The sequence below is a fragment of the Salinicola sp. MH3R3-1 genome (assembly GCF_001937155.1).
GTDB lineage: Bacteria > Pseudomonadota > Gammaproteobacteria > Pseudomonadales > Halomonadaceae > Salinicola > Salinicola halophyticus.
On sequence record NZ_MSDP01000015.1, the window covers coordinates 103,798 to 123,043 of the forward strand.

Sequence of the window (19,246 nt, forward strand, 5' to 3'; positions counted from 1 at the left end):
CGGACGCCAGGCCAATCATGTCCCAAGACGATTTACTGTCGCAGGAAGAGATCGACGCCCTTCTCAACGGGGTCAGCGGCGGCGACGACGACAAGCCGGCCGACGACTCCCAGAGCGGCCGTCAAACCCGACCGTTCGACCCGGCCAACCAGCACCGGGTCATTCGCGAGCGACTGCAGGCGCTGGACATCATTAACGAGCGTTTCGCGCGTCTCTTTCGGATGGCGCTGTTCAACCTGATACGACGCAGCGCCGACATCACGGTGTCCGGCGTGCGCTATCAGAGCTACAGCGAATTCGCGCGCAATCTGCCGGTGCCCACCAATCTCAACCTGATCAGCCTGAAGCCGCTGAAGGGCACCGCTCTGCTGGTGTTCCCGCCGGGCCTGGTGTTCATGGTGGTGGACAATCTGTTCGGCGGCGACGGTCGATTCCTGACCAAATCCGATGGCCGGGAATTCACCGCCACCGAGCAACGCATCATTCAGCGCCTGATGTCCTTGGCGCTGGAGGGCTACGAGGACGCCTGGAAATCGATCTATCCGCTGGAGATCGACTACATGCGCTCGGAGATGCAGGTCCGTTTTGCCAATATCACCAATTCGCCCAACGAGATCGTCGTCAACAGCACGTTCCATCTCGAGGTCGGCAACCTGGCCAGCGACTTCAATATCTGTATTCCGTTTTCCATGATCGAACCGATCCGGGACATTCTATCCAGTCCGATCGGCGCTCTGGACAGCGACGACACCCAGTGGGAGTCGCGGATGGCCGGCGAGATCAAGCAGACCCAGGTCGAACTGATCGCCGATTTCGCCGAGATATCTTCCACCATCGGTGACGTGCTGGCACTGGAAGTCGGCGACATTCTGCCCATCGATCTCCCCAAGACTCTCGGCGTGCGCGTCGACGGCGTTCCGGTCATGGCCTGTGAATACGGTACCCGGCATGGCCAGCGCGCCCTGCGGGTGAAGCATCTTATCGACCATGGTACGTACTCCGCCATGAAGGACTTTGACAATGAGTGACGATCAAAAACCGGGATCCCAGCAGGGAGCTTCCGATAACGCAAGCCAGGAAGATGCCGAAGATCTCTGGGCGGCAGCCATGGCGGAACAGGGCGTCGAGCCTGAAGCCACCGAGCCCAACGCCGCTGAGTCCAGCGCCGTCGAGTCCAAAGCCGCCGAGTCCAACGCTCACAAGGCCGCGCCCAAGGGACCCGCCCAGCCTACCGCCACCGCGAACTCAGGCGAGTCCCGAGCCGCCGAAATCGGCGTGTTCCAGTCCTTCGATCAAGGCAGCGACAACGCGCGCCAGACGCGGGATCTGGGCGTCGTCATGGATATCCCGGTCAAGCTGTCGGTGGAACTGGGACGAACGCGCATCACCATCAAGCAGCTGCTGGAGCTGGCCCAGGGTTCGGTGGTGGAACTGGATGGGTTGGCCGGTGAGCCGATGGACATTCTGATCAACGGCTATCTCATCGCCCAGGGCGAAGTGGTCGTGGTGGAGGACAAGTACGGCATCCGCATCACCGAGATCATCACGCCGTCCGAACGCGTCCAAAAACTGAATCGATGAAAGACGACACCTTCCAGCAGGCAGCCCACGCGGGCGGTGAAGGGATCGGTCTGCTGATGATCGGCAAGACGGCCATCTCGCTGCTCGTGGTCATCGCGATCATTCTGGGTTGCGCCTGGCTGCTGAAGCGCCTCGGCCCCAATCGCCGCGCAGGAACGCAACATCTGCGCGTCGTGGCAAGCACGCCCGTGGGCCAACGCGAGCGCGTGGTGATCGTCGAGGTCGCCGATCGCTGGCTGGTGCTGGGTGTCGGCGGCGGCCAGGTGACCAGGCTGGACAGCATGGATCCGCCTACCCCGCCCGCCGTAGACCCCGCGGCGTCACCGCTGGTCGGCTCGTTCGCCAGCCGTTTCGGGCAGGCGCTCAAGCACAACGCACGAGATTCCCTGAAGCGCCGGAGCTCACGGGACGGTGGCGGGGTCGACTCCTGATGGCCGTCTTCGGCGCAGCGGTCGCCGCCCCGCCCGCCGGCATCATGGCTACGCGCATCGCCGCGGCGAGACGGGGTCATCGTCAATGCCGTGGCCTGATCGTGACGCTGGCGGCACTGGCAGCTTTGACGGCCAGTCACGGGGCCCTCGCACAGGCGCTCCCGGGCATCATCAGTGAACCGATGCCGGACGGTGGGCAACGCTGGTCGTTGAGCCTGCAGACGCTGCTATTTCTGTCGTCGCTCGCCTTCCTGCCGGCGATGCTGCTGATGATGACCTGCTTCACCCGAATCATCATCGTGCTGGGCCTGTTGCGCACCGCCATGGCCACGCCGTCCGCGCCGCCCACCCAGGTGCTGCTGGGGCTCGCCCTGTTCCTGACCTTCTTCATCATGTCGCCGGTGCTGGACCGGGTTTACGACGAGGCCTGGCAACCGTTCTCGGCCGAACAGATATCGCTGGAGGAAGCCCTCGACCGGGGTAGCCAACCCTTTCGCGAGTTCATGTTCGCGCAGACCCGCCAGGCCGATCTGGCGATGTTCGCCCGGATTGCCGATGTCGGTGAGATGCAGGGCCCGGAAGACGTGCCGATGCGCATCCTGGTTCCCGCTTACGTGACCAGCGAACTGAAGACGGCGTTCCAGATCGGCTTCACGATCTTCATTCCGTTTCTGATCATCGATCTGGTCGTCGCCAGTGTGCTGATGGCACTGGGGATGATGATGGTGCCACCGGCGACGATTTCCCTGCCCTTCAAGCTGATGCTGTTCGTCCTCGTCGACGGCTGGCAGCTTCTGATCGGCTCGCTGACCCAGAGCTTCTATCTTTCTTGAACGGCTGGCGGCGTCGAGGGTTAGCCGCCACCGCACGGAGGTGAACAGTGTCCCCGGAAATGGTAATGAGCATGGCCTATCAGGGCATGAAAGTGACCCTGATGATGGCCGCCCCGCTGCTGCTGACCGCGCTCCTGATCGGCCTGCTGGTCAGCCTGTTTCAGGCCGCGACCCAGATCAACGAAATGACGCTGTCGTTCATTCCCAAGATCCTGGGCGTCTTCGCCATGTTGATCGTGTCGGGAGCGTGGATGATTCAGCTGCTGGTCAATTTCACCCGGGAGCTGCTGCAGAATATTCCCATGATGGTGAGCTGAGGCGGCAACGCCCGCGATGATCGACATCACTTCCGCCCATTGGCTGGGCTGGCTTCAGCTGTTCTTCTGGCCCACGGTGCGCATTCTTGCCTTCTTCATGGCCTCGCCGCTATGGAGCCTTCCCAGCGTGCCGACCCCGGTCAAGGCGCTGTTTGGTGCCAGCATTGCCATCGCCATTGCTCCGACGCTGCCGCCGATGCCGGAGATCCCGCTGTTTTCACTGGAAAGCTTCGGTCTGATGCTGCAACAGATCCTGATCGGCGTAGCCATGGGGCTGGTACTGCGGGTGATGATCGCGGTGGTCCAGACGGCCGGTGAATTCATCAGCATGCAGATGGGCCTGGGGTTCGCCACGTTCTATCAGCCGGATGCCGGCACCAACACGATGGTGCTATCACGCCTGCTGGAGGTGGTGACGCTGCTGATGTTCCTGGCCATGAACGGGCATCTGGTCACCATCGAAATTCTGGCCTGGACGTTCGAGATGTTGCCGATCGGTTCGACCTCGATCGATGCCAGTTTCGCCGAGACGCTGGCCCGCTGGGGCGGCACGATCTTCTCTTCCGGCCTGCTGATGGCTATCCCCATCATCACCGCTCTGCTGCTGATCAATCTCTCGCTGGGCATTCTCAACCGCGCCTCGCCTCAGCTGTCGATCTTCTCGGTGGGCTTTCCCATGACCTTGACCGCTGGCCTGGTGCTTATCACTGCCTTGATTCCGGATCTGGGTGGTTTCTGGAGCGGCCTGTTCAATACGCAGCTCCGTTTCATGCAGGGCATGATCGAGCAGATGGCCGGCTCGTCCTGACTCGGTGGCTGGGTGATTCGAGGGTAAAGCCCGGCATCGACATTCGGTTTCGCGTCAGCCCGCGCTTTTCGATCCCTGACGCGCTTCGACCCTGACGTTTTTCGACCCATTCGCGTTGCATGACACTCGAACGAAAAAGAGAGGCGCATCCAGATGAATACGCCCCTCTCTCGTGTCGTGCCCACCGACCGACCCCGGCCTGGCCCGACTAACATGGACACCGAATCTCACATCAGATCGAACAGCGAGGTCCCCTGTAGATCGACGAAGGCTTTCTGCGACGCCTGCAACCCTACCTGACGTAGCACGTAGTCGGAAATGGCGGTGGTGTAATCCAGATCGATCAGATCGCTCTGGGTCTGGGTGTAGCTGATTTTACGGTCGCTACCCACGGTGTCGAGGGTGTCCAGCTCGTTGAGCCGCGCCCCGACGGATGCGCGCACGGTCAGCACGTTGTCCAGCGCGTTGTCCATCTCCCGACTGGAGGTCGACAGCGTATTGGCGAAAGCCGCTTTGTCGGCGTCGGAATCGAGCGGATTCTCCAGCGCCGAGAGCATGTTCTCGAAGGTAGTGAAGACGTCCGGATCCATGCTCTGCGCCGTACCCACCGCGAGCGAGTCGCCGTCCTCGGGCGCGCCTTCAAGCGTCAGACGGACACCACCGAATTCCAGCGTGGCGCTGGAGCCGTCATAGGTGCCCGTTGTGCCATCTTCAGGGCCACCATTGATCGTATACTCGAAGGTTCCGTCGCCGTTGTCATCGAACGAGATGGCGTAGCTGTCGCCATAGCCGTCGGCGGTGGTGTCGGTGACCTGTGGGCCGGTGAAGGTGAGGCTGCCGGCATTACTCGTGTCGGCCTTGGCCACGTAACCGGACCCGGCAGCGACGGTCTGGAAGACATCGGTGCCGGTATTGCCCACTTCCATTAGCCGCGAGGAGTCTACCTTCTGCTGACGCACCTGGTCGGAACCTTCGTACTGCACCGCGCCGGTGGCATCCTTGACGAACGGTGCGGCCCCGTCCTGATAACCGCCGAAGAGATGGCTGCCGTTACCGTCGGTGGAGTTCGCCTGGCCCAGCAGTGCCTCGTAGACGCCGCGCAATTCCGTGGACATCGACTGCCGGTCGGCATCACTCAGCGTGCCGTTGCCGGCTTGAACCATCAACTCCTTGGCCCGGGTCAGGGAGTCGGAAACGCTATTGAGAACGCTCTCTTCCTGGCTCAGGGAGTTACGCACGGTCACGCGGCTATCGCTCTGCTGGCTATTGCTGGCCAGCGACTGCGACACGCCGACGGCACGCGAGGCGGCCTGCGGGTCATCGGACGGACGCACGACGCGCTTACCGGACGCGATCTGTTCGCCGACTTCCATGAAGGCGCTCTGCTGGCGGTTCATCGAGCTGACACTGCGCTCGAACATCATTACGGTGCTGACACGCACGGCACTCTCCTCGATGATGCCTCGATGGCGCCACGATAAAAGGCGCGATCAATAGCTGTTCAATAACGACGCTTCACAATCACGACGTTCGGCGGCTTTTTAAGCGCGCAGATTCAAGATCGTATCCAGGATGGTCGAACCCGCTTCGATGATCTTGGCGTTGGCCGAGTAGTACTGCTGATACTGCATCAGGTTGGCGTACTCCTCGTCCAGATTCACGCCGGAGTCGGCCTGCTGATAGGCGTAGAGCTGATCGCTCAGCCCCTCTTGCGTGGTGAGGTTGGCCTGGGTGATCGCGGCACGGTTGCCGACATCGCTGACCATCGCGGCATAGCCGCCGCTGAGCGTGGCACTGCCACCCACCAGCTTCTGATTCTGCAGGTCCAGCAGCGCCAAGGCGTTGCGGTTGTCGCCGCTGCCACCGCTGTCACCATCGGCGGCGGCGATCTTGCTGGTATCGCTCAACGCCACATCGAATCCGGCGGCCGCGTTGCGGGTGGGCTGCAGCGTGAAGACATCCCCCTCGGCCGGGTTACCCTCGAGTGTCAGCGTTACCCCGCCAACGGATAACGTGCCATCCTCTGGAGAGACAGTACTGGTATCGCCGCTACTCAGATTTTCGACCGAGTAGGAGCCATTGGCCTGATAGGTCAGGCGATAATCATCCGATGTCAGTTGGCTGATATCGCCATATTCGGCGGACATCGAACCACTGCCGTTATTGGTCGAACGGCTGACGATGGTGGGACTGCCGATATCGAAGAACGCCTCGCCCTCATCACCGTTGAGATCGACGCCGGCTTCATGCTGCGCGTTGAAACTTGATGCCAGGGTCACCGCCAACTGGCCGAGCTGGTTCTGGGCGTTATCCAGCGTTTCGCGGCGAAAGCTCATCATCCCGCCCAGCTCGCCACCCTTGATGACCGACTCCTTGAGCGGCGACTGCGAGCCGGCGCCATCCTCGTAGGCGATCGTGACGCTGGAGGGGTCATCGCTGTTCTTGACCGCGACGAGATCGAACGACTTGTTACCGGCGACCAGCGGCATCCCGTTGGACAGCGACACCTGATAGGTCGAGCCATCCTGGACCTGGACGTTGACATCGACCAGCTCGCCGAGGTCGCTGACCAGCTTGTCGCGCTGGTCCAGCAGCGCGTTGGGCTCTTCGCCGCTTCGCGCCCGCGCCAGCGTGACCTGCTTGTTGAGACCGGCGATCTGATCGCTCAGGTTGTTGACCTGGGTGACCACGTCGCCGATCTGGCCATTGATGCCCTCGCGCATATCGCCAAGATAGCTGTCATAGGCGCGAAACTGAGCCACCATGCTGCGCGAGCTGCCCAACACGCCCTCTCGCGCCGCCGCATCCGCAGGCGCGCCGGTCAGATCCTCGACGCTGGAAAAGAAGCCCTGCATCAGCGTGGTCAGACCGGAATCGCTATCTGCCAACAGGTCGTCGACCTGGTTGACCTGGCTTTGATAGGTTTCCAGCGCCGACTGCTGGCTGTTGACCTGATTGAGCTGCGAGCTGATATAGCCATTGTACTGACGTTGAATGCCGTCGACGCTGACACCGGAACCGCCGGCCGCATCGCCACTGCCATTCTGTCCCAGCAGCGTCAACTGGCGGCTGTAGCCGTCGGTATAGACGTTGCTGATGTTATTGCTGGTGGTCGACAGCGCGTTCTGCGCCGCGCTCAAACCACTAAGGCCAATCGAATACAGGCTCATATCGCTTTCCCGTGAAACGCCGAGTCAATCCGGGCGATGTCCATGCAAGGTCATGATTTTTATCGGCGGCGCCCGTCACTTCTTGAACCTTCCAAGGCGTGATTTCGCAACGAATTGTTACCGCCGATCAGAAGATGGCAGTGGGCAGTGCGTCGGGGCCGAAAGGGTTATTGACGCGGCTGGACGCGGCCAACCGATCGCTACCTGCCGAGGATTCGAGCGTACCCAGCTGCGCCATGATCCCGCGAAGTTTGTCGGCGTAACGCGGATCGGTGGCATAGCCGCCCTGCTGCAATGCCTGCGCTGCCACGTCGGGCGACGCCGCCGCGACCACGCCCTGATAACGCGGATTGTCACCAATCAGCTTGGCGTAATCGGCGAACGCCTCGGCATAGGAGTCATAGACCCGGAAGCGATCGGCCATCTTGATCGGCCGCCCGGCGACATACTCGGTGGTGGTGATCTCGGTGGTGGCGCCCTGCCAGGACTGGCCGGCCTTGATGCCGAAAAGGTTATGACTGTTGCCGCCATTGGCGGTGGGGATCTCTCGCTGGCCCCAGCCGGTTTCGAGTGCGGCCTGAGCGAGGATCAGCTCGGCGGGCACACCCGATGACTGCTCGGCCTGCTGGGCGGGCCCGGCCAGACTGTCCAGGAAAGCGCGAACGTGAGCCGGGCGATCGTCGGATTCGCTCGTCGCCGACGCTGAAGGTGTGGAGTTCGCGGCAGTCGCCGCCGAGCCGAGTGCGTCGGACTCGAAGCCGGCCGAGGCGCGTTCCGAAGCGTTCGGCACGAATCCGGGCGTACGCAGACCGCCATGCAGCAGGCGCGGCGTCCCTCTCGGGATACCGGCAATCAGCGCCGAGCTGTCGTCGGCCGTGCTGGCTCCCGGAAGCGCCGCGGTTCCCGGCAGCCCGCTGCCTTCGAGCTGCTGAACCAGCTGATCGGCGAGCCCCAGGCCCTTGCCCGCGAGCTGCTGCGCCCATTGCTGATCCTGCATCGAGCGCATCATGTCCATCTGATGGCTCTCCAGCAGTCCGGATTTGGGACTGGCGTCGCGCATGCTCTTGAGCATCATCTGCAGGAAGATCGCCTCGAACTGACGCGAAGCCTCCTTGAGACTGCCCTGCGGCGAGTTGGCAGCGCTGTACTTGAGTTTCTGTACGCTATGGACATCAAGCGCGAACTGCCCCGAGAGATCGTTGCTCATCGCCATCAGATGATATCCAGTTCGGCATTGAGCGAGCCGGCCGACTTCAACGCCTGCAGAATCGACATCAGATCCTGCGGCGATGCCCCCAGCGCGTTCAAGGCATTGACCACCTCCATCAGGTCGGCGCTGGTCTGAACTATCTGCAATGCGCCGCCCTCCTGCTGCACGGTGATATCGGCATTGGGCACGACCACGGTATTTCCGCCGGACAGCGCGTTGGGCTGGCTGACCTGCGGATTGGAATCGATAACGATCGACAGGTTGCCGTGAGCCACGGCGGCACGATTGAGCGTCACGGTATCGGACAGCACCACCGAGCCGGTACGCGCATTGAGGATGACCTTGGCCGGGCCGCGTTCGGTGGTGACGTTCACGCCCTGTACTCGCGCCAGGAAGTTGACCCGATCATTGTCATTGCCCGGCAACTTTAGCTGGACCGTGCGACCGTCGAGCGCGGCGGCCACCGGCGCACCGAACTCCTGATTGATTGCCGCCACCATCCGCCGGGCGTTCTCGAAATCGGAATCCTTGAGGAACAGATCCAGCGTACCGTTGGCGTCGCCCAGGCGCATCGGGACTTCCTGCTCGACCAGCCCCCCGCCCGGAATGCGTCCCGCCGCCAGATGATTGACGGAAACGCTGCTGCCTGCGGCCTCGGCGCCGGCACCACCGACATAGACATTGCCCTGGGCCAGCGCATAGACACGGCCGTCGGCCCCCTTCAGCGGCGTCATCAAAAGCGTCCCGCCACGAATGCTATCGGCATTGCCGACCGATGAGACGGTGACATCGATCTCCTGCCCCTGACGCGAGAACGGTGGCAGCTTGGCGGTGACCATGACCGCCGCCACGTTGCGCAGCTGCATGTTGGTGCCAGCGGGGATCGTGACGCCCAGCTGCGACAGCAGGTTGGTGACACTCTGACCGGTAAACGGTGCCTGGGTGGTCTGGTCACCGGTACCGTCCAGGCCAACGACCAGGCCGTAGCCGACCAGCGGGTTGTCACGCACGCCGGAAAAGTTGGCGAGATCCTGAATACGCTGCGCCTGGGCACTCACGCTGAACAGCAGGACCGCCAACAGCAGCACGATTGTCGCCAGCGGTGATCGGCGTGACGGACAGCGCGGATCCGGCGACGGGAACGAAAGAGACATAGGCATCAGAAAGGCGAAATGTTGAGGAAGAAACGCTGCAGCCAACCCATGGTCTGCGCTTCGTTGATATACCCATCACCGATATATTCGATGCGGGCATCGGCCACCTGGGTCGACTGCACGGTGTTGGCACCGCTGATCGCCCGGGGATTGACCACGCCGGAAAACCGGATGTACTCGGTGCCCTGATTGATCGCGATCTGCTTCTCGCCACGCACCTTGAGATTGCCGTTGGCCAGCAGATCGTAGACGGTCACGGTAATGGTGCCGGTGAAGGTGTTGTTGGCGTTGGCGCCGCCCGAACCGTTGAAGACATTCTCGCCTTCGAGGTCGGTACCGTACTTTTCGAGAAAATCGAGCGCATCAGGCACCGTCGTCGGTGTGAAAGAGGTGGAGCCATTGCGGGTCGCATTGGCCGCCGAATTCTTGCTGGCACTGACCTGTTCATCGAGCACGATGGTGATGATGTCGCCGACCTGACGCGGGCGGCGGTCCTCGAATAGCGGTTGAAAGCCGAATCTGGCCTGATAGATCGAACCGTTGGCCTGCACCGGCGGCGTCGAAGGTATCTCCACCGGCGCCGAATCCTCGACCACGGAGTGGCGGGGAATCTGGGCGCAGCCGGAGACGATCAGCGCCAGAGAGAGGCCGACCAACATCATCATCCTGCGCCACATCGGGCCTAGTTCCAGGTTCGGCGACACGCGTCTTCCTCGGTTATAGCTGGGTCAGACGCTGCAGCATCTGATCGGATGTTTCGACGGCCTTGCTGTTGATCTCGTAGGCACGCTGCGTCTCGATCATGCTGACCATTTCCTCCACCACGTTGACGTTGGAGGTTTCGACATAGCCCTGATAAAGCTTGCCGGCACCATCCAGCCCCGGGTTGAGATCGGTACGCGGCCCCGACGCATCGGTCTCCAGATACAGGTTCTGGCCGATGCTCTGAAGCCCGGTCGGATTGATGAAGGTAGAGAGCATCATCTGCCCGACTTCGTTGCTCTGCGACGTGCCGGGTTGAGTAACGGAGACGGCGCCGTCCTGGCTCACGCTGATCGACAGCGCATTCTGCGGAATCACGATCGGCGGATCGACCGGATAGCCGCCGGCGGTCACCAGCTGGCCGTTTTCGTTGACCTGGAAACTGCCATCGCGGGTATAGCCGGTGGTGCCGTCCGGCATCTGCACGGCGAAGAAGCCCTTGCCGTTGATTGCCAGGTCGCGGGAGTTCTCGGTGTTCTGCAGTCCGCCTTGCGTATGTAACCGTTCGGTAGCGACCGGACGCACACCAGTACCGACCTGCATGCCCGAGGGCAGCGTGTCGACTACCGAAGACTGGGCACCGGGCTGACGCACGTTCTGGTACAGCAGGTCTTCGAACACCGCGCGAGAGCGCTTGAAGCCGTTGGTCGAGACGTTGGCCAGGTTGTTGGAAATCACGTCCAGCTTGACCTGCTGCGACTCCAGCCCCGTCTTGGCCGTCCATAAAGACTTGATCATGAGAGAAACCCTATTATCGGTGAGCTAGCGCGGCGGCTGGCATCAGCTGGTCAGAGAAAGCAGACTGTTGGCGCGTTGCTCGTTCTCGTCCGCGCTTTCGATCACCTTCATGTGCATGTCGTAACGACGGGCGCTGTCGATCATCGAGATCATCGCATCGGTGGCGGTCACGTTACTGCCTTCGAGCGCACCGGGAACCAGGCGCCGTGTATCGTCGGCGGGTATCGGCGCCGCGATGTCCTGACCTTGCGCCGGCGTCATGCGAAACAGCCCGTCTTCGCCGCGCACCAGGTTGTCGTTGCCCGGCGCCACCATCTTGAGGCGCGCCAACGGGGCCACGGCATCGGGATTCTGACCCGGCTCCAGCACGCTGATCGAGCCGTCGGCCGCGATCGTCACATCGCCGCCGAGCGGTACCACGATCGCCTGACCGTTGTCCGAGAGCACAGGGTTGCCGAGCGAGGTCAGCAAACCGGTCGAGTCGACCTGCAGATCACCGCGCCGGGTATAGGCTTCGCCGCCATCCGGGGACTGTACGGCCAGCCAGGTATCGTCCCCTTGCAGGGCAACGTCGAGGCTGCGTCCGGTCGTGTTGATGTTGCCCGGCGTGAAGTCCGCGCCCGGCGTGGTCATCATCGAGGCAACACGTGTCGGCAGGCGCGCTTCGCCCTCTACCGGCACCGCGCGAAGCGCCATCAGCTCGCCGCGAAATCCCGGCGTGCTGACGTTGGCCAGGTTGTTGTTGACCACCGACTGCTGCGCCATGGTCTGGCTCGCGCCACCGCCGGCGGTGTAGAGAATTCTATCCATGCCCAGTGCCTTTCAGGTCAGTGCCTTTCAAGTCAGTGCCTTTCAAGTCAGCGCCTTTCGGACCAGAGCTTTCGCATCAGGTCTGTCGAAGTGAGGTCTTTCGAAGCGAAGTCTATCGAAGCAAGGTCGTTGCCGGTCACATCGCGACCGGCAACGCCAGTGTGTTGGCAACAGAACTATCAGCGCAGCTGCGCGACCTGATCCATCACCTCGGACTGGGTGCGAATCGAGTTGGTGTTGGCCTGATAGTTGCGCTGCGCAATGATCAGGTTGACCAGCTCCTGCGTCAGATCGACGTTGGAGGCCTCGAGCGTCTCGGACTCGATCGATCCCAGCGTGCCGGTACCTGCGGTTCCCAGCAGTTCATTACCCGAGGTCGCCGTCGCCGCGAACAGGTTGCCGCCGGACGGTGACAGACCCTCGGGGTTACGGAAGGTCGCCAGCGCGATCTGGCCCAGATTGACGGTCTTCTCGTTGGCATAGCTGCCCACGACGGAGCCGTCATCGGCGAAGCTGATGCCGACCAGGGCACCGGAACCATAGCCATCCTGCGCCAGGCTCTTGACCGTTGAGTCGTTGGAGAACTGGGTGCTGCCCGCCATGTTGAACGTGGCGTTGACCGGGTCGACACCATCGCCGAGTTCATTGGCACCGAAAGCCAGCGTCGGCCAGTCGACGGGGTTGGCCGTTGCGTCAGCACCGTCGATCGTCGCCAGCTTGCCGTCATTGTCGAACGTCACCGGGAATTCCTGATCCGTCACCACGCCATCCAGCGCGGTACGCGCGCTCCAGGCGTTATCGTCGGTCTTCTGGAAATAAAGCGTGGCGTTGTGCTGCTCGCCCTGGGAATCGTAGACCGTGAAACTCGTCGAGTAGTTGTAGGGAACGGTGGTCTGCTCTGCGGTGTCTTCAGCCGTCTTGGCAGCGAGACTGTTATAGAGAACCGCCGTGGAAGACTCGTCGGCAACCGTGGACGCATCCAGATTGAGCTGGATGTTGATCCCCGTGCCGGTGGCGCCGGTAGCGCTCGCCGGCATATCCGACGCCGGGATGTTGAGCACCTGCGGCTGGCCGCCGACCACGACGCCGGAATTGACGTCACCCGCATCGGCCAGGCCATAGCCCATCAGCCGCGCGCCCTGAGCATTTTCCAGATAACCGTCGGCGGTCATCGTCAACTGGCCGTTGCGCGAATAGCCGACCTCGCCTTCCTGCTGAAAACGCAGGAAACCGTCGCCGCTAATGGCGACATCCAGGTTGCGCCCGGTAGCTTCCAGACTGCCGGTACCGAAGTCTTGCAGCACACCGGAAACCCGAGTCCCCAGACCCACGGCGCTGTTGGCGAAGACATCGGAGAACTGCACCGACCCGCTCTTGAAGCCTTTGGTCTGAGAGTTGGAAATGTTGTTGCCGATGACATCCAACTGCTGAGACGCGGCGTTGACGCCGCTCAATGCCTGTGAAAAGCCCATGACTGATCCTCTGCGTTTATCGGTTGCGTAAGCTAGAACGGTTTTTTGTCGCTACTGATCTCACTCAGAGAATCTGACGCACTTCCGAGAGCGCCACGGGATCCTGAGCGTATCCCAAGTCGAGTTGAGCGCCATTCGCGCCCTGAATCACGCCGTTGACGAGAGCGTAATTCAGGGTCGTCGGTGCGTATGTCTCGTCTCCCACGGTTCCGGTGAGGGAAGCCGTGTAAGTACTATTGGTAGTGGCGCTTGTGCCATCGGCCAATTTTCCATCCCAGGTGAAGCTATGCACGCCGGCTTCCAGCGGCCCGGTCGAGAAGCTGTCGATGATTTCGCCACTGGCACCGCGGATATCGACCTGAAGATCTTCGACAGCGCTGTCCAGCTCAACGCCGATCGGCGTTGTAACGACATCGCTGCTGGATTCCTCGGATGCTCCGACCAGAATCTCGTTGCCCGGCACCATCACGCCCTGCCCGATCAAGGCCGTGGCCTGCAAGGCTTGTCCCGCATCGATCTGGTCGGTGATGGCGGACAGGCTGTCGTTGAGCTTCTCGATACCGCTGACGGTATTGATCTGCGCCAGCTGCGCGGTCATGTCCGAGTTTTCCATCGGACTGGTCGGATCCTGGTTCTTCAACTGCGTGACGAGTAGCGTCATGAAGCGATCATTGAGTTCGCTGCCGGAATCGACTCCCGTGGTACTGCTTTTGGCGGCCGCGCCATTGATATTGGCAAGCGTGCTGCTACCGATCACCGGACTGGACATGACGTCTCCTTGATGTGATCCGACTGGATACGACCCGACCTGACATGGGCCGCATCGATCAGCCTTCGCCGATCGTGAGTGTTTTGGTCATCAACGTCTTGGCGGTATTCATGACCTCGACGTTGGCCTGATAAGAGCGAGAGGCGGCGATCATGTCGACCATCTCGTTGACCGGATCGACGTTGGGCATCTGCACATAGCCCTCGTCATTGGCCAAGGGATGTCCGGGACGATAATCCATGCGCATCGGCGTGGTGTCGTCCTCGACGACCCCGTTGACCCGCACCCCGCCCGCGCTGCCATCCTGCTGGCTCATCGCCTGAAACATCACTTGCCGGGCGTGGTACGGCTGTCCGTCAGGCCCAGCGACGCTGTCGGCATTGGCCAGGTTGCTGGCGGTTACGTTCATGCGCTGTGAATTGGCCGACAGCGCCGAACCGGAAATCTCGAATACACTGAACATCGACATCGTGTTACTCCGACTGCATGGCTTTCTTCAGCCCTTGGATTTTACGGCTGACGAAAGTGACGTCCGCTTGATAGCGCATCGAATTATCGGCGAAGGCCGAGCGCTCGCGATCCATGTCGACCGTATTGCCGTCGAGGCTCGGCTGATCCGGCATGCGGTAGCCCAGATTTTCCACGCCCGATCTACCGCTGGCCTGAGCCGGAATATGACGAGCCGACGTCCGCGTCAGCGACAGTCCGCCGGACGACTCGCTACGGCCCTGTTCCATGACCCGATTCAACTCCGCACGGAAGTCGAAATCGCGTGCTTTGAAGTTGGGCGTGTCGGCGTTGGCGATATTGTTCGCCAGCACCTGTTGACGCTCTGCACGCAGATTGATGGCTTCCTGCTGAAAGCGCAGCGCGTTATCCAACTTGTCGAACATGCCGTCTGCACCTCGAATGGCGTTCGCTGGAAAATTGACAGGATGGAGAATAGCGGCGGGAGGCTCGCATCAAACGTGTAAACAGACCGTTAATTGCGCGCCATTTTCATCAATGCTCTTGTAGGTTCAGGCTTAAAATCGCTATCCAACGTGGAGGATTGCGTCGATGGGCGCCATGTATCCAAGAACGGCTACGGGACACATGTGCCAGCGATATGAATCGACGCGATGTACCGCGCTCCTCACTAGTCACCTAGAGCATACCCACCGAGAGCCGTGATATGCGTGTCGCCCCCCCAGAAGCAGCCCAGCGCCCCCGATCGAAATACCGCCCTGCTCTCCGGCGACTGCTGTGGGTCGGCGCCACGACGCTGATGGCATCGCTGTTCGCACTCTCTCTGCTACCGATACCCTCGATCGCCCAAGCCGATGCCGAATTGCCGACCGGCGACACGGTATCCGCCAGCGTGAAGCGCTTTCTCGAACAGCGAACCGCCTCGCTCGGCGACCAGGTGACGATCGAGATCCGGGACAGCGCTGCCGATCTGGGCGATTGTCCGGCACCGCAGCCGTTTCTGCCGCGACCCGGCATTCCCCAGGGTCGGGTCACGGTCGGTGTACATTGCGGGAGTGAGGGCGAGCGAACGCGCTACCTGCAGGCAACGGTCTCGGCCATGGTTCGCCATCTGGTGGTACAGCAATCGATCGCTCCCGGACAGCGAATCGATGCGGCAGAGCTTGGCTGGCAGGAGTCGGACATCTCGCGGCTGCGACGCGGCTATCTCGACGACATCGGTCAGGCCGCAGGCATGATCGCGACCCGGCGCATTCCCGACGGCGCGGTATTGACCGATAATATGCTCAGAGAGCCATGGATGGTAAAACGAGGAGACACGGTAGTACTCACCGCTGTCGGCCAGGGCTTTCATGTCAGCCGTAGCGTCGAGGCACTGGATAATGGCGGGCTGGGGAGTACCATTCGACTCAAGACGGAATCCAACCAGATCCTGCAGGGCCGAGTGACGGGCCAGGATCAACTGCGAGTCGATTTCTGAACCGTTCAGATAAATTTCTTCACAAAACTCTGCCCGAATCTCTTTCAGCTCCCGCGGGTTCTGCCGATAACGTAGGCAAGCACAGGATCGTGCATCCAGCCATGAGGTAATGACCGTGAAAATCGATCAAACACATCCCCTGACTCGTCCGGCTCAGAATGAAGCCACCGAGCAGCGCAAAGGTGCAGAGACGGTCGAGGGTGCTCACACGGCCGCCGGCTCCAGAACGACGCTGAGTCAGATCGCGACTGCCGATGACAGCAGTGACATCGATACCGCTCGCGTCAACGAGATTCGCCAGGCGATCTCCGAAGGCCGCCTCGAGCTCGACACCGGCAAGATTGCCGACGGTCTGGTTAAGAGCGTCCGCGATATGCTGGGTGAGCGCTGAACATCCGATCTTAAAACCCGTTTCAGGAACCGCCGCATGACGCCAGCCGAATTGATTGTCGAGCAAAAGACCCTGCTGCAGGCGTTCGCTGAAACGCTCGATGAGGAAGCCGGCTGTCTCGGCGAGGGCAAGGTCGATGGGGAGCGTCTGAGCGCCCTGGCAGCACTCAAGCAGCAGCAGCTCCACGAGCTCGACCGCATCGAGAAACAACGCCGCGAATATCAGCAGACAATGGGGTTCAGTCTAGGAAGTCAGGGCGCAGAGCAGTTTGCCCAGGCGCTGGATCACCACGTTACGTGGCAGCGCACTCGTCAGCTAGCGGAGCAGGTTCGCCGGAACAACCGGCTGAATGGCCATATCATCTCCGCGCGCCTGGAGCACAACCAGAAGGCTATCGATTTTCTCAATCGTGCCATTGGGGGCAGCGTCTACGGTCGCAACGGTGAATCCCGCCATCACGGATTTGGCGGCATCAGCTCCAAGGCCTGACGTTTCCAGAGCCGAAAAGCGCTTGAACGCAGAACCCTCCGCCGAGACACAACGGCGGAGGGTTCTTTCATCTAAGCGCGTAAAAAGTTAGAAAGCGCTCAGTCTTCCGTTCTGACGACCCAGGACTCGACGGTATCGCTGCCGTGTTCGTCTTTCCAGGCTTTCAGCGTCTTGTGGTTACCACCGCGCGTCTCGACCACATCCCCAGTCTTGGGATTCTTGTAGATCTTCAGCTTGCGCTTGCGACGCCCGACGGTGGAACCGGTCTGACCAGCCGCCGGTGCACTATCGGCTTTCGGGTTGAGCAGTTCGATGACATCACGTGTCGTCTTGCCGTACTCGGCCATCAGCGCTTCGAGCTTTTCCTTGAACTCGATTTCGGCTTTCAGGCGCTGATCGCCTTCCATGCGTTTCAGCTCTTCTTCCAACTGCTTCAGGAGCTGTTCTTTTTTGACGTAATCGCTAAGTAGAGACATGCGTTCGTTGTTCCGTTGCGGATTGGTTTAAGCGTGATCATTATTGCGGATATCCGCCAACTTGCAAGCGCGCCCGGATGATTTTTTTAAAGTCGAGCAATAACAAATCTCTATTGAGGTGCAGGTGAGTGACGACTCGCTCTGATTACCCTTCTCGAGATAGTTGTCTCGGACCTGTTTCCAGGTTCAACAACTTTGCCCATCACTCGTTGTGGATGGCTCTATGGGGATCGTTCTTTATCGATCGACAATCGAGTCTTTTCTGACTTAACGATACCGAAATAGGAAGATAGCCGTAGGAAAATAATGACCGAAATAATGTCGACGGGGAATAGACAATGAAACAGGCGACGGTGAACCTTACCAGACACCTGAAGAGCAGCGACCGGAAGACCGCCGGGGCGCACGACGCAGGGCCGGAATCCATGGCGCTCTCCATCGGCGCTACCGGATGAAATTTCCAATAAGCAAATAGCGTCGCATGAAAAGTTCACCCATCAAGGCTATTGGGTCATTTCCGTGCGCCGGCCTTCAGCGCTACAGTTTCTGCTTCATACCGTCGATATCGACTAGTAGCCGGCCAAGTATCAACAGTCTTGCATTTGGCCTTCCATGCAACGGTCGAGCATCGGAGCCAGGCATGAAATTCGACTTCAAGGCCGGGCAACGGCAACACCGTAGACAAGGCGGGACACAATAACCACGGCTACGCAAAAAAGCGATGCATCGATACCTGCGACCTCGATGGAAGACAATACCTACAATGAAAATTCATTTCTTGAAACAGACGACAGGTGCAGTCGGCGGGATCTGGCTATGTACCTCGGCGCTGATAGTGGGAGTCGCTTGGCAGGCAGCCGCGGGGCGTCCATTCGCGATCATCGTGCTGGGGGCAGTGATTATCGGTCTGCTGGGACTGGGGACCAGCCTGTGGTTACTCGACCGCTGCCTGCTGATGCCGATACGGCGCCTGACGGATCATGTCAGCCTCGAACACGATTTCAGCGATACGCCGCAAGAGATGCCCGCCGAACTTTCGCAGCGCCTCGATGCCGTCGGGTTGTTGGCGAGGCAATTGCAGACGCTGATCGAAGAGTCTCGTCGTCACAATGCCGCACTGCTGGAACAGACATTGAATGATCCGTTGACCGGACTAGGCAATCGCCGTCTGCTCGAGCGCCGTCTCGACATGCTGATCCCGCTGAGCCGGCGGCTGAGTTGCACGGTCTCCGCAATGATGATCGATGTCGATCACTTCAAGCCGTTCAATGACAACTATGGCCATCCCGCCGGAGATGCCTGCTTGGTCGATCTTGCCGGCGTGCTGAAGGACACCTTTCGCCGGGACACCGATGTGGTCATACGTCTGGGTGGCGAAGAGTTTCTGGTGCTGCTGATCAATATCGACGAAGAGGAAGCCTGGTCGCTGGCCGATGCCATGCGCGGCATGATTCAGGCACTGGGACTGCCCCACGAATATTCACCGGTGGCTGACGTCGTTACCGTCAGCGTCGGAGTCGTGACCAGCCCGAATGGTCTGCTGGTCGATATTGGCGATATGATCACGCATGCCGACCAGGCGCTCTACGACTGCAAGGCGCATGGTAGAAATCGGGTCGCGGCAAGATTGATCGGCGCGCCCCGATCCCACTCTTCCCCTTCCACCCCTGCCGAATCCGAACTGGCCGATCCTCCGCTCTGCGACACTCCACTGCCGAACCTTTGAGATCGCGCCGCAGAGATTGTGGGGTCTCGACGCAAACTGGACGGCTCGTGCCATTCAGGCAACATTTTTTACACGCAATAACTGGATATTTATACAGCCCTTATTTAGATTGAGCTTATCGGCGTATCGGCAATACGCTTTATTTATAGCCTTTTTCATGC

General features: G+C 60.7%; 22 protein-coding genes. 10 read left to right on the top strand and 12 right to left on the bottom strand.

All coding sequences use genetic code 11. From position 1 onward, the window contains the following. Window positions 1-17: 17 nt before the first annotated feature. The 6 genes from fliM (at window position 18) to fliR (ending at window position 3,970) form a co-directional block, all read left to right on the top strand. Window positions 18-1,028 (top strand): flagellar motor switch protein FliM, encoded by a 1,011-nt coding sequence (gene fliM, locus BTW08_RS09890; RefSeq protein WP_075562358.1) that lies wholly within the window; start codon window positions 18-20, stop codon window positions 1,026-1,028. After that, window positions 1,021-1,581, top strand: a complete 561-nt coding sequence (fliN, locus tag BTW08_RS09895) for a flagellar motor switch protein FliN (RefSeq protein WP_139313623.1) — start codon at window positions 1,021-1,023, stop codon at window positions 1,579-1,581. Before fliM ends, fliN begins: the two co-directional genes overlap by 8 nt. Next, window positions 1,578-2,012, top strand: a complete 435-nt coding sequence (gene fliO, locus BTW08_RS09900) for a flagellar biosynthetic protein FliO (RefSeq protein WP_075562359.1) — start codon at window positions 1,578-1,580, stop codon at window positions 2,010-2,012. The genes fliN and fliO overlap by 4 nt, the downstream gene beginning before the upstream one ends. A gap of 98 nt (window positions 2,013-2,110) precedes the next feature. Beyond that, on the top strand, window positions 2,111-2,845 hold the full coding sequence (gene fliP / locus BTW08_RS09905; protein ID WP_246837693.1) for a flagellar type III secretion system pore protein FliP: 735 nt from the start codon (window positions 2,111-2,113) through the stop codon (window positions 2,843-2,845). 47 nt (window positions 2,846-2,892) lie between these two features. Next, window positions 2,893-3,162, top strand: a complete 270-nt coding sequence (fliQ, locus tag BTW08_RS09910) for a flagellar biosynthesis protein FliQ (RefSeq protein ID WP_075562360.1) — start codon at window positions 2,893-2,895, stop codon at window positions 3,160-3,162. Window positions 3,163-3,178: 16 nt separating this feature from the next. Further along, window positions 3,179-3,970: a flagellar biosynthetic protein FliR gene (gene fliR, locus BTW08_RS09915; protein ID WP_075562361.1), complete on the top strand. Its 792-nt coding sequence runs from the start codon at window positions 3,179-3,181 to the stop codon at window positions 3,968-3,970. Window positions 3,971-4,197: 227 nt separating this feature from the next. Here fliR and flgL read toward each other — a convergent pair whose 3' ends face one another. From flgL to flgB, 11 genes are all read right to left on the bottom strand, one after another. Beyond that, window positions 4,198-5,412: a flagellar hook-associated protein FlgL gene (gene flgL / locus BTW08_RS09920; RefSeq protein WP_075562362.1), complete on the bottom strand. Its 1,215-nt coding sequence runs from the start codon at window positions 5,410-5,412 to the stop codon at window positions 4,198-4,200. Between the two features lie 99 nt (window positions 5,413-5,511). After that, entirely contained in the window at window positions 5,512-7,140 is a 1,629-nt protein-coding gene (gene flgK, locus BTW08_RS09925) for a flagellar hook-associated protein FlgK (RefSeq protein WP_075562363.1), read from the bottom strand. 127 nt (window positions 7,141-7,267) lie between these two features. Then, window positions 7,268-8,353 (bottom strand): flagellar assembly peptidoglycan hydrolase FlgJ, encoded by a 1,086-nt coding sequence (gene flgJ, locus BTW08_RS09930; RefSeq protein ID WP_075562364.1) that lies wholly within the window; start codon window positions 8,351-8,353, stop codon window positions 7,268-7,270. After that, entirely contained in the window at window positions 8,353-9,504 is a 1,152-nt protein-coding gene (locus BTW08_RS09935) for a flagellar basal body P-ring protein FlgI (RefSeq protein ID WP_075562365.1), read from the bottom strand. The genes flgJ and BTW08_RS09935 overlap by 1 nt, the downstream gene beginning before the upstream one ends. A gap of 5 nt (window positions 9,505-9,509) precedes the next feature. Continuing rightward, on the bottom strand, window positions 9,510-10,181 hold the full coding sequence (locus BTW08_RS09940; RefSeq protein ID WP_075562366.1) for a flagellar basal body L-ring protein FlgH: 672 nt from the start codon (window positions 10,179-10,181) through the stop codon (window positions 9,510-9,512). 40 nt (window positions 10,182-10,221) lie between these two features. Further along, a complete protein-coding gene (flgG, locus tag BTW08_RS09945) occupies window positions 10,222-11,004 on the bottom strand; it encodes a flagellar basal-body rod protein FlgG (RefSeq protein WP_075562367.1) in 783 nt (260 codons plus the stop codon). A 42-nt stretch (window positions 11,005-11,046) separates the two neighbouring features. Then, window positions 11,047-11,814, bottom strand: coding sequence for a flagellar basal body rod protein FlgF (locus BTW08_RS09950; RefSeq protein WP_075562368.1), 768 nt, complete (start codon window positions 11,812-11,814; stop codon window positions 11,047-11,049). 179 nt (window positions 11,815-11,993) lie between these two features. Continuing rightward, window positions 11,994-13,286 carry a flagellar hook protein FlgE gene (gene flgE, locus BTW08_RS09955; protein ID WP_075562369.1) on the bottom strand — a complete coding sequence of 431 codons (1,293 nt, stop codon included), beginning with the start codon at window positions 13,284-13,286 and terminating at the stop codon, window positions 11,994-11,996. Window positions 13,287-13,350: 64 nt separating this feature from the next. Continuing rightward, entirely contained in the window at window positions 13,351-14,055 is a 705-nt protein-coding gene (locus tag BTW08_RS09960) for a flagellar hook assembly protein FlgD (protein WP_075562370.1), read from the bottom strand. Between the two features lie 58 nt (window positions 14,056-14,113). Then, window positions 14,114-14,524, bottom strand: a complete 411-nt coding sequence (gene flgC, locus BTW08_RS09965) for a flagellar basal body rod protein FlgC (RefSeq protein ID WP_075562371.1) — start codon at window positions 14,522-14,524, stop codon at window positions 14,114-14,116. Between the two features lie 4 nt (window positions 14,525-14,528). After that, complete coding sequence (gene flgB, locus BTW08_RS09970) at window positions 14,529-14,948, bottom strand: flagellar basal body rod protein FlgB (RefSeq protein WP_075562372.1); 420 nt, start codon at window positions 14,946-14,948, stop codon at window positions 14,529-14,531. 281 nt (window positions 14,949-15,229) lie between these two features. Here flgB and flgA point away from each other — a divergent pair, with 281 nt between their 5' ends. From flgA to BTW08_RS09985, 3 genes are all read left to right on the top strand, one after another. After that, a complete protein-coding gene (flgA, locus tag BTW08_RS09975; RefSeq protein WP_083627800.1) occupies window positions 15,230-16,003 on the top strand; it encodes a flagellar basal body P-ring formation chaperone FlgA in 774 nt (257 codons plus the stop codon). Window positions 16,004-16,118: 115 nt separating this feature from the next. Continuing rightward, window positions 16,119-16,394: a flagellar biosynthesis anti-sigma factor FlgM gene (gene flgM / locus BTW08_RS09980; protein ID WP_075562427.1), complete on the top strand. Its 276-nt coding sequence runs from the start codon at window positions 16,119-16,121 to the stop codon at window positions 16,392-16,394. A 36-nt stretch (window positions 16,395-16,430) separates the two neighbouring features. Beyond that, a complete protein-coding gene (locus tag BTW08_RS09985; protein WP_075562374.1) occupies window positions 16,431-16,883 on the top strand; it encodes a flagellar protein FlgN in 453 nt (150 codons plus the stop codon). A 98-nt stretch (window positions 16,884-16,981) separates the two neighbouring features. Here BTW08_RS09985 and BTW08_RS09990 read toward each other — a convergent pair whose 3' ends face one another. Continuing rightward, the gene (locus BTW08_RS09990; RefSeq protein WP_075562375.1) at window positions 16,982-17,359 is read right to left on the bottom strand and encodes a histone-like nucleoid-structuring protein, MvaT/MvaU family; all 378 of its coding nucleotides are present in this window, start codon (window positions 17,357-17,359) and stop codon (window positions 16,982-16,984) included. 778 nt (window positions 17,360-18,137) lie between these two features. On the opposite strand from BTW08_RS09990, the gene BTW08_RS09995 reads away from it, so the two are divergent. Further along, complete coding sequence (locus tag BTW08_RS09995) at window positions 18,138-19,085, top strand: GGDEF domain-containing protein (protein ID WP_168170652.1); 948 nt, start codon at window positions 18,138-18,140, stop codon at window positions 19,083-19,085. Window positions 19,086-19,246: the final 161 nt, after the last annotated feature.

What these genes read in the sequence shown, in the direction of transcription:
- fliM (WP_075562358.1), top strand. Translation starts at nt 18, where the DNA reads ATGTCCCAAGACGATTTACTGTCGCAGGAAGAGATCGACGCCCTTCTC.
- fliN (WP_139313623.1), top strand. Translation starts at nt 1,021, where the DNA reads ATGAGTGACGATCAAAAACCGGGATCCCAGCAGGGAGCTTCCGATAAC.
- fliO (WP_075562359.1), top strand. Translation starts at nt 1,578, where the DNA reads ATGAAAGACGACACCTTCCAGCAGGCAGCCCACGCGGGCGGTGAAGGG.
- fliR (WP_075562361.1), top strand. Translation starts at nt 3,179, where the DNA reads ATGATCGACATCACTTCCGCCCATTGGCTGGGCTGGCTTCAGCTGTTC.
- flgK (WP_075562363.1), bottom strand. Translation starts at nt 7,140, where the DNA reads ATGAGCCTGTATTCGATTGGCCTTAGTGGTTTGAGCGCGGCGCAGAAC.
- flgJ (WP_075562364.1), bottom strand. Translation starts at nt 8,353, where the DNA reads ATGGCGATGAGCAACGATCTCTCGGGGCAGTTCGCGCTTGATGTCCAT.
- BTW08_RS09935 (WP_075562365.1), bottom strand. Translation starts at nt 9,504, where the DNA reads ATGTCTCTTTCGTTCCCGTCGCCGGATCCGCGCTGTCCGTCACGCCGA.
- BTW08_RS09940 (WP_075562366.1), bottom strand. Translation starts at nt 10,181, where the DNA reads ATGTGGCGCAGGATGATGATGTTGGTCGGCCTCTCTCTGGCGCTGATC.
- flgG (WP_075562367.1), bottom strand. Translation starts at nt 11,004, where the DNA reads ATGATCAAGTCTTTATGGACGGCCAAGACGGGGCTGGAGTCGCAGCAG.
- BTW08_RS09950 (WP_075562368.1), bottom strand. Translation starts at nt 11,814, where the DNA reads ATGGATAGAATTCTCTACACCGCCGGCGGTGGCGCGAGCCAGACCATG.
- flgE (WP_075562369.1), bottom strand. Translation starts at nt 13,286, where the DNA reads ATGGGCTTTTCACAGGCATTGAGCGGCGTCAACGCCGCGTCTCAGCAG.
- BTW08_RS09960 (WP_075562370.1), bottom strand. Translation starts at nt 14,055, where the DNA reads ATGTCCAGTCCGGTGATCGGTAGCAGCACGCTTGCCAATATCAATGGC.
- flgC (WP_075562371.1), bottom strand. Translation starts at nt 14,524, where the DNA reads ATGTCGATGTTCAGTGTATTCGAGATTTCCGGTTCGGCGCTGTCGGCC.
- flgB (WP_075562372.1), bottom strand. Translation starts at nt 14,948, where the DNA reads ATGTTCGACAAGTTGGATAACGCGCTGCGCTTTCAGCAGGAAGCCATC.
- flgA (WP_083627800.1), top strand. Translation starts at nt 15,230, where the DNA reads ATGCGTGTCGCCCCCCCAGAAGCAGCCCAGCGCCCCCGATCGAAATAC.
- BTW08_RS09985 (WP_075562374.1), top strand. Translation starts at nt 16,431, where the DNA reads ATGACGCCAGCCGAATTGATTGTCGAGCAAAAGACCCTGCTGCAGGCG.
- BTW08_RS09990 (WP_075562375.1), bottom strand. Translation starts at nt 17,359, where the DNA reads ATGTCTCTACTTAGCGATTACGTCAAAAAAGAACAGCTCCTGAAGCAG.